The organism is Actinomycetota bacterium, from assembly GCA_005888325.1.
Lineage (GTDB): Bacteria > Actinomycetota > Acidimicrobiia > Acidimicrobiales > AC-14 > AC-14.
Genome location: VAWU01000019.1, coordinates 41,803 through 53,982 on the forward strand (window position 1 = coordinate 41,803; position 12,180 = coordinate 53,982).

At 72.6% G+C, this 12,180-nt stretch carries 13 protein-coding genes; 7 read left to right on the forward strand and 6 right to left on the reverse strand.

The genetic code is table 11. From position 1 onward, the window contains the following. Positions 1-7: 7 nt before the first annotated feature. Together E6G06_05420 and E6G06_05425 are read right to left on the reverse strand one after the other, a co-directional pair. Positions 8-949 (reverse strand): hypothetical protein, encoded by a 942-nt coding sequence (locus E6G06_05420; protein TML92491.1) that lies wholly within the window; start codon positions 947-949, stop codon positions 8-10. A 103-nt stretch (positions 950-1,052) separates the two neighbouring features. Then, positions 1,053-1,874: an inositol monophosphatase gene (locus E6G06_05425; GenBank protein TML92492.1), complete on the reverse strand. Its 822-nt coding sequence runs from the start codon at positions 1,872-1,874 to the stop codon at positions 1,053-1,055. A gap of 33 nt (positions 1,875-1,907) precedes the next feature. Here E6G06_05425 and E6G06_05430 point away from each other — a divergent pair, with 33 nt between their 5' ends. Then, on the forward strand, positions 1,908-2,918 hold the full coding sequence (locus E6G06_05430; protein ID TML92493.1) for an aminotransferase class I/II-fold pyridoxal phosphate-dependent enzyme: 1,011 nt from the start codon (positions 1,908-1,910) through the stop codon (positions 2,916-2,918). A 32-nt stretch (positions 2,919-2,950) separates the two neighbouring features. Further along, positions 2,951-3,661: a PIG-L family deacetylase gene (locus E6G06_05435; GenBank protein ID TML92494.1), complete on the forward strand. Its 711-nt coding sequence runs from the start codon at positions 2,951-2,953 to the stop codon at positions 3,659-3,661. 4 nt (positions 3,662-3,665) lie between these two features. Here the strand turns inward: E6G06_05435 and E6G06_05440 are convergent, their stop codons facing one another. After that, positions 3,666-3,944 (reverse strand): hypothetical protein, encoded by a 279-nt coding sequence (locus E6G06_05440; protein TML92495.1) that lies wholly within the window; start codon positions 3,942-3,944, stop codon positions 3,666-3,668. 51 nt (positions 3,945-3,995) lie between these two features. Between E6G06_05440 and E6G06_05445 the strand changes: the two genes are divergently transcribed. Then, entirely contained in the window at positions 3,996-4,835 is an 840-nt protein-coding gene (locus tag E6G06_05445; protein TML92496.1) for a dienelactone hydrolase, read from the forward strand. Positions 4,836-4,847: 12 nt separating this feature from the next. Here E6G06_05445 and E6G06_05450 read toward each other — a convergent pair whose 3' ends face one another. After that, complete coding sequence (locus E6G06_05450) at positions 4,848-5,321, reverse strand: YbaK/EbsC family protein (protein TML92497.1); 474 nt, start codon at positions 5,319-5,321, stop codon at positions 4,848-4,850. Here E6G06_05450 and E6G06_05455 point away from each other — a divergent pair. The 4 genes from E6G06_05455 to E6G06_05470 are packed head-to-tail and all read left to right on the forward strand — an operon-like array spanning position 5,316 to position 8,659. Beyond that, positions 5,316-5,840 carry an NUDIX hydrolase gene (locus tag E6G06_05455; protein ID TML92498.1) on the forward strand — a complete coding sequence of 175 codons (525 nt, stop codon included), beginning with the start codon at positions 5,316-5,318 and terminating at the stop codon, positions 5,838-5,840. The two genes, E6G06_05450 and E6G06_05455, sit on opposite strands and share 6 nt — an antisense overlap. Before the next feature lie 47 nt (positions 5,841-5,887). Continuing rightward, on the forward strand, positions 5,888-7,156 hold the full coding sequence (locus tag E6G06_05460) for a DNA polymerase IV (protein TML92611.1): 1,269 nt from the start codon (positions 5,888-5,890) through the stop codon (positions 7,154-7,156). After that, complete coding sequence (locus E6G06_05465; protein TML92499.1) at positions 7,075-8,217, forward strand: Gfo/Idh/MocA family oxidoreductase; 1,143 nt, start codon at positions 7,075-7,077, stop codon at positions 8,215-8,217. The genes E6G06_05460 and E6G06_05465 overlap by 82 nt, the downstream gene beginning before the upstream one ends. 4 nt (positions 8,218-8,221) lie before the next feature. Continuing rightward, the gene (locus E6G06_05470) at positions 8,222-8,659 is read left to right on the forward strand and encodes a DUF3040 domain-containing protein (protein TML92500.1); all 438 of its coding nucleotides are present in this window, start codon (positions 8,222-8,224) and stop codon (positions 8,657-8,659) included. 3 nt (positions 8,660-8,662) lie between these two features. Here the strand turns inward: E6G06_05470 and E6G06_05475 are convergent, their stop codons facing one another. Further along, positions 8,663-10,930, reverse strand: coding sequence for a DUF4129 domain-containing protein (locus E6G06_05475; GenBank protein TML92501.1), 2,268 nt, complete (start codon positions 10,928-10,930; stop codon positions 8,663-8,665). Beyond that, positions 10,927-12,150, reverse strand: coding sequence for a DUF58 domain-containing protein (locus E6G06_05480; GenBank protein ID TML92502.1), 1,224 nt, complete (start codon positions 12,148-12,150; stop codon positions 10,927-10,929). The genes E6G06_05475 and E6G06_05480 overlap by 4 nt, the downstream gene beginning before the upstream one ends. Positions 12,151-12,180: the final 30 nt, after the last annotated feature.

A 12,180-nucleotide genomic window follows, 5' to 3' on the forward strand; every position in this document is an offset into this window, starting at 1 on the left:
CCCCCTTTCATCCGTCCGCGCCGTCGACCAACACACCGAGAACGCGCCAGTCGTCGCCCAGGGGCCCGACGGCTGCGAAGAAATGCGAACGCGGGCCCTTCACCGGCACGAGACGACCCCACGAGCCGACGCCCGGCCCGAAGGCGGCCACATAGGTGCCGTTGTCGGGGGCCGCGTCGAATCTGGTGGTGCTGCCGACCTGCCACGCGCCCTGCTCCTTGCACGGCGCCTGGCCGAGCTGGATGGGCCCGTAGAGCATTGAGCTCAGCTGCAGGGAGCGCGCCCCGCCCGTGTCGCACGCCTCCATCCGCGCCACCCACGCGCGCACGACGTCCTGCGCCGCCTGATCGACCGGCAGCACCGGCACGGCCTTCACCGGTTCGGGGTCGACGCGCCAATGGTCGTTCTCGCGCCAGACCCGCCACGTCTCCTGGGCGCGACCGGGTACGAGCCCGCTGAAGGTGTCGAGCGCGGGCGCGTGCGTCGCGTTCACCTCGATGTCGACCGCCTGCCCGTTGTCGACCTCGGCCGCGTGCTCGGCGCCCAGCTCGAAGGTCGTGGGCACCAGGCGGTCGACGGCGCTCGTCTCCCAGGTGCTCAACGACGGGAAGTGCCGGCGGCTGTCGGTCGTGATGAGCGCGTACGAGGCGCCGGCCTGCTTGGCGGCCTGCGCCTGGAAGAAGTCGGTGAGGGCCTCGGCCGCGGTTGCCGGTTCCACCGCGGGGACCGGCGCCGGGTCGCCCGTGATCGGGCGGGGGCCGGGGTGGGCGACGGACCGGGGCAGGTGGATGCTCTTCGCGGAGGGCACCGGTTTCGCCGAGCCGTCGCCCTTGTCGCGCCAGAGCACCAGGGCGCCGCCGACGCCGAGCGCGAGGCCGAGCGCGGTCACCGTCGTGACGAGCACGGGTTTTCGGGCGCGTCGCAACAACTCGGCGGATGTCGCCTTCACTGCGATCCCCTCCCCTTTGCGGACTTCGGTGTGTTATTCGCTGAGCCGCGGCGGATGGATGACGACCGGCGGGCGAAGGGGAGATATGTCCGGGTTCGCCAGGCTACGCGTCGCCCGCGCCCGCGGCGACCAACGCGGCACGGAGTTGCTCGAACACCGACGGCGCGGCGGCGAGGACGAACTCTGTCGACGGCGCGCCGCCCTCGAGGTCGCCGGTGCGTGCTCCGGCCTCGGTCGCGATCAGCGCGCCCGCCGCGAAGTCCCACGGGGCGAGGCCCTTCTCGTAGAACGCGTCCAGGCGCCCCGCTGCCAGCCAGCAGAGATCGAGCGCGGCCGAGCCCGCGCGCCTGACGTCGCGGACGGCGGGGAGCACGGCGGTGAGCACCTGCGCCTGACGCGCCCGGCGATCGGCGAGGTAGGAGAAGCCGGTGCCGACGAGCGCGGTGGCCAGCTCCGCGTGGTCGACGACGTCGAGCGGCACACCGTCGCACTGCGCGCCTGACCCGCGGGCGCCGGTGAACACCTCGCCGTTGGACGCGTCGGCGACGACACCGACCACGACCTCGCCGTCGACCTCGGCCGCGATCGAGACCGCGTACGCGTGGTAGCCGTAGAGGTAGTTCGTCGTGCCGTCGAGCGGGTCGACGAGCCACCGCACGCCGCTCGTGCCGGTGTCGGCGGTACCCTCCTCACCGACGATGGCGTCGTGCGGTCGGGCCGCCCGCAGCCCGGCGACGATCAGCGCCTCCGACGCGCGATCCACCTCGGTGACCATGTCGGTGCCGCTCGACTTGGTGCTCACGACGTGGCGACGTGACCGCCGTTCACCGAGCACCGAGCTCGCGTCGCGGGCGAGCCCCACCGCGAGGTCGAGGAGGGTTCGCTGATCGGCGCCGCCGGTGGTGCCCGCGCCGGTATCGGTCACGCTTCCACCCTAGAGGTGTCTAGCCTCGGCGCGATGACCGACGGGTTCGTCGACCTCCGCTCCGACACGGTCACCCGGCCCACGCCCGAGATGCGGCGCGCCATGGCCGAGGCCGATGTCGGCGACGACGTGTACGGCGAGGATCCCACCGTCAACGCGCTGCAGGAGGCGTTCGCGGCGCGTGTCGGCAAGGAGGCGGCGCTGTTCGTGCCTTCGGGCACGATGGGCAACCAGCTCGCGCTGCGCCTCCTCACCCGACCGGGCACCGGCGTCGTCGCCGGCCGGCGCCAGCACGTCGTCGTCTACGAGAACGCCGCCGCCGCGTACAACGCGGGCGTGCAGTTCACGATCGTCGACGACGACGACGGAACGCTCTCGGCGAGCGATATCGCGTGGGCGGTGAGCGCGGCCGACCACCACTACCCGAAGCTGTCGCTCGTGTGCGTCGAGAACACGCACATGCCTGCCAACGGGGCGCCCTGGCCGCTCGCGCGGCTCGAGGCCGTCGCCGCGTGCGGCCTGCCGGTTCACCTCGACGGCGCGCGGCTCTTCAACGCCGAAGTCGCGACGGGCACGCCCGCGGCCGCGTACGCGAGGTGCGCCACCACCGTGATGTGCTGCATGTCGAAAGGCCTGGGCGCGCCCGTCGGCTCGTTGCTGGCCGGTCCCGCCGACGTCATGGCCGAGGCGCGGGCGACCCGTCAGCGACTCGGTGGCGGCATGCGGCAGGCGGGCGTGATCGCGGCGGCCGCGCTGGTTGCGCTGACGACGATGGTCGAGCGCCTCGACGACGACCATCGGCGCGCCCGGCGGCTGGCCGAGTGCGTGGCCGAGCGCTGGCCCGAGGCGGGGCTCGACCCCGACACCGCGCGCACCAACATGGTGATCTGGCGCCACCCCCGGGCTTCCGCGGTGCTCGACCGGCTCCGGGCCGACGGCGTGCTTGCCGGCGCGATCGCTCCCGGCGTGCTCCGGATGGCGACGCATCTCGACGTCGACGACCATGGCATCGAGCGGGCCTGTAAGGCGCTGTCCGCGGCCTGAGCACGCTGCCCCTCCAGGTACGCTGCTTCTCCATGCCCGAGCTGGTCGACGAGGCGCCGGTCTCGGCCCTCGCCGTCTACGCCCATCCAAACGATCCCGAGGTGTCGTGCGGGGGCACGCTCGCGCGCTGGACGCGCGCGGGGGCCGAGGTGCACGTGCTGGTCGCCACGCGTGGCGACAAGGGATCGTCCGATCCCGATGTCGACGCCGACGAGTTGGCGGTGCTGCGGGCCGAGGAGATGGCGGCCGCGGCGCGTGTGCTCGGGCTCGCGGGTCATCACCAGCTCGGGATCGACGACGGTGAGCTCGAGAACACACCCGCCGTGCGGTCGCGCATCGTCGAGCTGATCCGACGGCTGCGCCCCGAGGTGCTCGTCTGCCCCGACCCGACCGCGGTGTTCTTCGGTGACCGCTACTACAACCACCACGACCACCGGATCACGGGTTGGGCAACCCTCGACGCGGCCGCGCCGATGGCGGGCAGCCCGCACTACTTCCCGGGGTTCGGCGGCGTGCACGCGGTGCCTCGCGTGCTCATGTCGGGCACGCTCGAGCCCAACGTCTGGGTCGACGTGACCGCCACGCTCGAGACCAAGGTCGACGCCCTCTTCTGCCACCGCAGCCAGCTGCCGACGACCGACGAGTGGTTCCGCGACTTCCTGCGCGATCGGGCCGAGGAGAGCGGCCGGGTCGCGGGCGTGCGCTATGCCGAGGGCTTCCGGCGTCTCTGGCTCGCGGAGTGACGGACTACCCGATCGGCTCGGGGGGCTCGCCCTCCTTGATCGTGCGCCATTCACCCATGGCCCGCAGGACGAGGGTGGCGATCACGGCCACGCCGGCGGCGGCGACGACGGCACCCACGAACGCACCGAGACCGTTCGGCACCGCACAGTCGCCTTTGCACTGCACGCGCACCACCGCGTAGCCGATCAGGCCGCCGCTCACGCCCGCGACGAGGATCGCGGCGAACGCGAGCGCACGGGCAGCCACGGACGGGAGGGCCGATGGCGACGGCTCGGGTTGCATGGACGAGGATCGTACGGCGTCGACCGTATGGTGTCGCGCTAGGTTGCCCCGATGACACCGACCGTCGACGTCCTCGCCGACTTCGAGCGCACCGAGTTCACCGCCGAAGGCAAGACCCGCGACGTCTACCGCATCGGGAGCGGGCCGGGCGTCATCGTGATCAGTGAGATGCCGGGCATCACGCCGCGCGTTGCCGATTTCGGCCGCATCGTGGCCCGCGACGGGTTCACGGCCGTGCTGCCCCACGTGTTCGGCGAGCCGGGACGCGAGGTGTCGGTGCCTTACGTGCTGAGCAGCGTCTCGTGGGGCTGCATCTCACGAGAGTTCTCCACCATGGCCCTGCGACGCACGAGCCCGATCACCAACTGGCTGCGCGCGCTGGCGCGCGCGGTGCACGCGGAGCTCGGCGGTCCCGGCGTGGGTGTGGTCGGCATGTGCTTCACCGGCGGGTTCGCGCTGGCGATGATGGTGGACGAGACGGTGATGGCCCCGGTGCTCAGCCAGCCGTCGCTTCCGTTCGGCCTCACGCGCGCCCACCGTCGCGACCTCGGCGTCTCCGACGACGACCTGGCGCGCGTCAAGGAACGAGTCCGCGCGTCCGAGGCCGGCCGCGGAGACGAGCCCGGACTGTGCGTGCTCGCGCTCCGCTTCACGGGCGACAAGTTGGTGCCCGCCGACCGGTTCCAACGGCTGCGCGACGAGCTGGGCGACGGGGTCGTGACGGTGGAGATCGACTCGTCACCCGGCAACGCGTGGGGGATCAAGCGCAACGCGCATTCCGTGCTCACCGAGGAGCTGGTGGCCGACGACCCCGACCACCCGACGCGTCAGGCGCTCGAACAGGTGCTCGACCTGTTCCGCACCCGACTGCGACCCGGCCCCGACGCCTGAGCGCCTGAAGGTTTACCGCCGCTTGGCGAGGTCGCACACGAGCCCGCCCGTCGCCTTCACCAGCTCCGAGGGCGTGATCGAGAAGTTGACGTGCGGCGTGCCCGCCGCGGCCCAGAGCTCGTCGTAGTCGAGCAGGTCCTCGTCGACGAAGACCCGCAACGGCTCGCGGTGTCCGAACGGCGGCACCCCACCCACCGGGAACCCGGTGGCGTCGCGGACGGTGTCGGCGTCCTCGCGCCATGCCCGTTCGCCGCCGGCGCGCGTCGCCAGCTTCTTCTCGTCGAGCAGGTTGTCGCCGCTCACCAGGGCCACCACGACCTCGCCGTCGACGCTGAAGACCAGCGATTTGACGATCTGGCCCAGGTCGACGCCGATGGCGAGCGCGGCGTCGGCCGCCGATCGCGTCGAGTCGGGGAAGTCCCGTGGGTGGATGTCGACCCCGAGCGCCCGGCCTGCCTCGACCACCGCCCTGACGTTGCGATGCACGGTCGCTCATGCTGCCAGACTGCGGTCGTGCGTGAGTGGCTCGTGGCCGGCGCCCTCATCGAAGGGCCCGAAGGGTTGCTGATGGTGCGCAACCGCAGGCGCGACGGGTCGCACGACTGGTCAACGCCCGGGGGTGTCATCGACCGCGGCGAGACGGTGCACGCCGGGCTCTCCCGTGAGGTGAACGAGGAGACCGGTCTCGTCGTCACCGAGTGGGAGGGCCCGCTCTACGAGGTCGATGCGCTCGCACCCGACCTCGACTGGCATCTGCGCGTCGAGGTGCATCGTGCGGTCGCCTACGAAGGCGCGCTGCACGTCGACGATCCCGACGGGATCGTGGTCGACGCGCGGTTCGTATCGGTCGACGGCTGTTCCACGCTCCTCGACGGCGCGCACCCGTGGGTGGTCGAGCCCTTGGCCGAGTGGTTGGGCGAGCGCTGGGGCCTCGATGCCCGGCGCGGCTTCCGCTACGAGATCAGCGGCGCCGACCGCCGCTCGATCGTGGTCGTGCGCGTGTGAGCGACGACAGCCGCCGGCGCCGCGACGCCACCGTCCTCCACGTCGACATGGACGCGTTCTACGCGTCGGTCGAGGTGTTGCACGACCCCGCGTTGCGGGGCAGGCCCGTGATCGTTGGTGGGACGGGCGATCGGGGTGTCGTCGCGTCCTGCTCCTACGAGGCGCGCGTGCACGGCGTGCACTCCGCCATGCCGTCGACGCGCGCCCGGCGGCTGTGTCCGCACGCGGTGTTCCTCGCCGGCCGCTACGAGCTCTACAGCGACTACAGCCGGCGCATCCACGAGGTGTTCAGGTCGTTCACGCCGCTCGTCGAGGGGATCGCGCTGGACGAGGCGTTCCTCGACGTGTCGGGCGCGCGCCGGCTCTTCGGTGAGCCGCCCGCGATCGCGTCGGCCATCCGGGCGCGGATCCACGACCACGTCGGTCTGACCGCGTCGGTGGGCGTCGCCACCACCAAGTTCGTGGCCAAGCTCGCCTCCGAGGCGGCCAAGCCGCGCGCCGACCGAAGCGGCACCCGTCCGGGCCGGGGCGTCGTGGTGGTGGCGCCGGGAGAGGAGCTCGCCTTCCTCCATCCGTTGCCGGTGCAGTCCCTCTGGGGGGTGGGCCCGGCCACGCGCCGGCGGCTCGACCGCTTCGGCGTGCGCACCATCGGCGATCTGGCCGCGCTGCCGGAGGCCACCCTGGTGACGGCTTTGGGACCTGCCGTCGGCCATCACCTCCATCAACTCGCATGGGCGCACGACGAGCGCGCGGTCGAGCCCGACCATCAGGCGAAGTCCATCGGTCACGAGGAGACGTACGCACGTGATCACCACGAGCTCGCGACGTTGCAGCGAGAAGCCGTGCGTCTGGCCGACTCAGTGGCGTCGCGGCTGCGCAAGCACGAGCTGGCCGGGCGCACGGTGAACATCAAGGTCCGCTTCCACGACTTCCGAACGATCACGCGGTCGCGCACGGTGCCCAGCGCGGTCGACACCGGGCCCGACATCGCGCGCGTGGCTGCCGGCTTGCTCGAGCACGTCGATCCATCGCCGGGTGTCCGGCTGTTCGGCGTCAGCGTGTCGAACCTGATCGACCAGCGCACGCGCCAGCTCACGCTCGACGACGGCGACGAGCAGCGCGGTGTCACGGCCGCCGTCGACCGGATCCGCGGTCGCTTCGGCGACCGGGCCGTGGGCCCGGCGACGCTCGTCGACGACGCCGGCCTGCGCGTGAAGCGCCAAGGCGACACGCAATGGGGCCCGGCCGGCCCCGCCGGCGACGGGCACAGCCACGAGCACGGCCCGGCCGGGCCGGAGGATCGGCGCGACGGGTGACGACGCGCATCGGCATCGTCGGCTGCGGCACGATCGCGCAGGCGCACTCGCGCTCGTTGAAGGCGATCATCAAGGCTGGGCTCGTCGACGCGGCCGTGGTGGCCACCCACGACATCGACACGGCCCGGGCGGAGGCGTTCGCTCGCGCCCATGGAGCCGATGTGGCGGCCGACGCTGACGCGCTGCTCGACGGGGTCGACGCGGTCTGGGTGTGCACGCCGACGAGCAGCCACCTGCCGCTGGTGGAGGCGGCGGCCGGTCGCGGGGTTGCGATCTTCTGCGAGAAGCCGCTCGCACCCACGCTCGCCGAGGCCGAGGCCCTGACGCACGCGGCCGCGGTCGCGCGGGTGCCCGCCCAGGTGGGTCTGGTCCTCCGTACCTCGCCGGTGTTCGTGGCGCTGCGCGAGGAGGTGACGTCGGGCGTGCTGGGCCGGCCCATGGCCGTCAGCTTCCGTGACGACCAGTTCTTCCCGATCCAGGGCCACTACGCGTCGACGTGGCGCGGCGATGTCACGGTGGCCGGCGGTGGCACCTTGCTCGAGCACTCCATCCACGACCTCGACGTCCTGCGCCACTGCCTGGGCGAGGTCACTGAGGTGACCGCCCGCACGGCCAACTACGCGGGCCACGACGAGATCGAGGACGTCGCGGTGACCCTGCTGTCGTTCGCGTCCGGTGCCACGGCGGCCCTGGTCAGCGTCTGGCACGACGTGCTCACCCGTCCGTCGGGCCGCCGGGTCGAGGTCTTCTGCGAGCGAGGCCTGGTCTGGCTCGACGACGACTTCTCGGGCCCGCTCCACGTGGAGACGACCGCCGGGACGGAGGTGCGCCCGTGCCCGCCGCCCGATTGGGTGACCGCGCTCCCGTGGTCGGACGACTCCACGATGATCGTCGTCTCCCATTACGCGGAGGCCAACCGGGCCTTTTTGGACGCGATCGCGACCGGGCGCGCGCCTCGGCCGGGCCTCGAGGAAGGCCTCGCCGCCCACCGCCTGGCGGACGCCGTCTACCGCTCCGCCAGGCAGGGAAGGCCGGTGGGCATCGCGTTGTTGAGCCGCTGAGGCTGTGCCAAGATGGCTCGGGTCAGGGGCCATCGAACTAAGAGGGCGAGAGTCACGAGGGGTTGCCGTGCCGCTGTCTGAGGACGAGCAGCGAATCCTCCAGGAGATCGAGCAGCAGTTCTACGAGCACGACCCCGACCTCGCCCGCGCCGTCGGCTCGACGACCGTCTACAGCCACGCCGGACGCAACCTGAAGTGGGCGGCCCTGGGCTTCGTTGCCGGCTTCGCCCTCATGATCGTGTCGTTCGCGTCGCGGACGTGGCTGGGCATCGCCGGGTTCCTCGCGATGTTCGCCTGCGCGGTGGTCTTCGAACGTAACCTGCGCCGGATGGGCAAGGCGGGCTGGCAGCAGGTCACCGAGACCATGCGGGCCGGCAACCTGCGCGAGTACTTCGGCGACGCGGGCAAGCGCATCCGCCGCCGGTTCAAGCCCGAGGACTGATCCTCACCGCAGGTTCCGCGGGTCGACCGACCACTTGACCCGCTGCACGCGGGTGGCCCGGTCGAGCAGGGTCCGCCGCATCTGGGCGACCGTCGCCTCGGAGCGGTCCGCGATCCCGTCGTCGACGCCTGTGGACGAGAAGCCGGCGGCCGACGTGTCGCGCGCGAGCCCGGCGAGCAGCCCGGCGTCGAGCGGTGCGGCCGCCGCCACGCGGGCGGCATACTCGAGCGGGGTCTCCGCCGGGCGCCGGGGAAGCCCGGCGGCCACCGCGAGGATCTCCTCGGCTTCCTCCCATGCCACGAGGACGCGCGCTTGCGGCGTGACGGCCGCGGCCCGCCGCTGCCTGCGGCGCAGCGCCCGCACGACCGGCACCCCGGTGAGCCCGGCGGTGGCGAGCCCGGCGAGCACGATCAGGATCACCAGCGGGTGCCGCCACCACGGCCGGTGCCCGCCGGCCCCGGTCGAGCCGGCGCCCCCGACGTTGAGGCCCTCGATGTTGCGGTTCGAGGAGGACCCGGCGGCCGGCGCCACGGTGGTCGGCGGGGTGGACGTGGCCGTGGCTGCCGGATCGTCGCTGGTCCTCGCCTGGTACACGGGCGTCCCTGCGTACGTGTCACCGCCCGGCAGGCCCCGCCCGTCGGCCGGTGTGGGCTCGAACGGCACCCATCCGTAGCCGGACAGGTAGACCTCGGGCCACGCGTGGGCGTCCTTCCCGCGCACGTGGAAGCCGTCTTTCTGCAACAGGCCGGGAACGAACCCGACCGCGATCCGCGCCGGCAGTCCCACCGCCCGGGCCATGGCCGCATACGTGCCGGCGAACTGTTGGCAGAAGCCGCTCCGCGTCTTGAACAGGAACTGCTCGATCGCCGTCTCGTCGGTTCCGAGCGTGGCGCTCGCGTTGTAGGTGAACCGCGACGACCGGAAGTACGCCTGGAGCGCGAGCGCCTTGCGGTACGGGGTGGTCGCCGCGGCCGTGACCTGCTCGGCCTCGCGGATCACCTTCAGGGGGAAGCCGCGGGGCAGCCGGAGGTAGCGGTCCGCGATCCGTCGCGGGACGGCGCTCCGCACGCGGGCCAGGTCGGCCTCCGAGAACCGGGGGATCCTCGACACGACCGTGTAGGTGAGGCCGTTGCCGTTGGCGGTCGAGCTGATGAGGCTCCCCGACTCCTCGTCGTAGCGGGCTCCGGACTGGCCGGTCAGCCGCTCCGGCTGCACCGCTGCCGGCAGCCAGATGCTCGACAGCTCCTGGATGCTGTAATCCTGCCGCAGCGTCGTCTCGGGAGCCTTGCTCGGCTCGCCCCGCGGCAAGCGCCCGTTCGCGCCCTTGTAGCTGTTCGACGACTTCCAGATCGTCCCGTCGAAGTCGTCGAGCGCGGTGAGGCGCCAGTACCGCGGGACCGCGCCGGTGGTCTTGACCGTGAAGAACTCGGTCGTGCCCTGGTCGAGCAGTCGCGACTGGATGTCGACGAGCGGGCTCACGGTGACGCGGTTGCGCGGGCCGCTGTTGCCGTCGTGGTGACGCCACTGGACGAGGGACGCGCTGTGCGCTCCCGGCAGCGCGGGTCCGACGAGCGCGGCGACCACGACCCCGGCCGTGGCGAGCCGGACTCCGCCCTGCGCGATCGTGCTCGCGCCACCTCCGCGCCGGCCTGCGAACCACGATGTCGTCTCGGCTCTTCGGGTGGCGGTGCTCACGAGGACGAAGACGAGCACGCCCGCGAGGTACACGATCGTGTAGAGGACGCGGTGTTTGTCGGGCCCGAGCGCCGACGAGAAGACGAAGAGGGTGAGCGAGGGGACGACCGCCTCGAACGTGGCCGGGAGCCGGAAGGCGGCGGCGTCGGCGAGGAAGGCCGCGGCCCAGGCACCGACGACGGCGGCGGCGACGAAGCCCACGGTGGCGGGCGTGGGGGCGACGACGTCGCCGAAGCGACGCCACGCGTCGCGCAGATCGCGGCCCACCGCGTGCCAGCTCGCGCCCCGCGGGATGCCGTACGTGGTGGTCGACGGCTCGATGACCCAGACGAGGACGATGGCGCCCGCCACCAACGACAGCAGCGCGGCGGCGGGCAGTCCGAGGCCGAGCCGCCGACCCAACCACGCCACCACGTGCGAGCAGACCGCGGCGGCGAAGACGGGCCCGAAGAAGCGACCGTCCTCGAACAGACGGCCGAACGAGACGACCGCACCGATCGTGAGCGCGGTCAGCGCCAGCTCCGGCGCCACCGAGAGCTCACGGTCGCGTACGAGACCGCGTCCGGCGGGCTTCACGGACGCCAACCCGAATGCGACGCCGTCGCGGTGCGACGACCCGCGAAGGCGCGGTTCCATGCGGCGGCGAACGGCTGATCGCCCGTGACGCGCACGAGGGTGGTCACCGGCGGCGACGAGCGCGACGAGCGCGTCGTGGCATCGGGGTCCCAAGCCGAGCGCTCGATGAGCACGAGGGACAACGAGCCGAAGCGCCCGCGCAAGCGGCCCAGCCGTTCGAGCTCTTCACCCGGGACGTTCGCGGTGAGCACCGCGACCATCGCACCCGCGTTGCCGGCACGTCGCAGTCCGCCCAGCACGCTCGCCAGGCGGTCGCCGCGTGCGGCGCGCACGATCGCCAGACGCTCCATGATCGCCTCGACGTGCGCCTGGCCCGCGGCGAAGCTCGAGTCGGTGCCGTCGGTGGTCACCAGCCGGACGAGCGAGCCTTGACGCCAGCACGCGTTCACGACGCTCGCGGCCGCCCGTACGGCAACCTCCAGCGAATCTCCCTCGTGCGCCTGCGCGCGCGTGTCGAGCAGCACCGTGGCCCGGCCCTGCCACGGCATCTCGTTCTGGCGGATCATGAGCTCGTCGACCCGCGCGGTCGACGGCCAGTGCACCCGGCGCAGGTCGTCGCCCATCTCGTACGCGCGCAGGGCGTAGAAGTCCTCACCCGCCACGCCGAGCGCCGTCGGGTGGTCGGCCCCGGCCAGCGGGTCGTGGCCCTGGGTCTGGGGGAGCGGCACGATGGCGTCGAGCGCGGGGTACACGGTGAGCTCGGTCGCGGCGGCCACGACCTGGCGGATCGACGCCAGCCCGAAGGAGTCCAGGTTGGTGATCTCGAGCGGCCCGATCTCGAACACGCCCCGGCGATCGGTGGGCAGGCGATAGGCGGCGCGCGACGACGTGTTGGGCTTCAGCGGCCCGAGCATGAAGCGTGCCTGCCGGCGCCCTCGGTCGAACGGGTCGCGGACCGTGAGCACCGGTGTCGCGCGCGCGCCCCGGTTGGCGAGCTCCAGCTCGACGCGGCTGTCGGTGCCGGCGAACACACGCGTCGGGTGCAGGTGTCGCGTGGCGCGCAGCCGCACTGTGGTCAACCGCACCTGCACCAGCGCGCCGAGCACGAGCGCGCCGGACGCGGCCGCGAGGACGAACAGCTCGAGGATCCCGAGCATCCGGCCCGCGAAGAGCAGCGCGACCGCGCCCGACGCCAGGAGCCAGCCGCGCCGCGTCAGCACGACTTGGTCAGCACGGTTCGGTCGACATGA

Coding starts and splice junctions, on each gene's coding strand:
- E6G06_05430 (TML92493.1), top strand. CDS start 1,908: ATGACCGACGGGTTCGTCGACCTCCGCTCCGACACGGTCACCCGGCCC.
- E6G06_05460 (TML92611.1), top strand. CDS start 5,888: ATGGACGCGTTCTACGCGTCGGTCGAGGTGTTGCACGACCCCGCGTTG.
- E6G06_05465 (TML92499.1), top strand. CDS start 7,075: ATGGGGCCCGGCCGGCCCCGCCGGCGACGGGCACAGCCACGAGCACGG.
- E6G06_05440 (TML92495.1), bottom strand. CDS start 3,944: ATGCAACCCGAGCCGTCGCCATCGGCCCTCCCGTCCGTGGCTGCCCGT.
- E6G06_05455 (TML92498.1), top strand. CDS start 5,316: ATGCACGGTCGCTCATGCTGCCAGACTGCGGTCGTGCGTGAGTGGCTC.
- E6G06_05435 (TML92494.1), top strand. CDS start 2,951: ATGCCCGAGCTGGTCGACGAGGCGCCGGTCTCGGCCCTCGCCGTCTAC.
- E6G06_05445 (TML92496.1), top strand. CDS start 3,996: ATGACACCGACCGTCGACGTCCTCGCCGACTTCGAGCGCACCGAGTTC.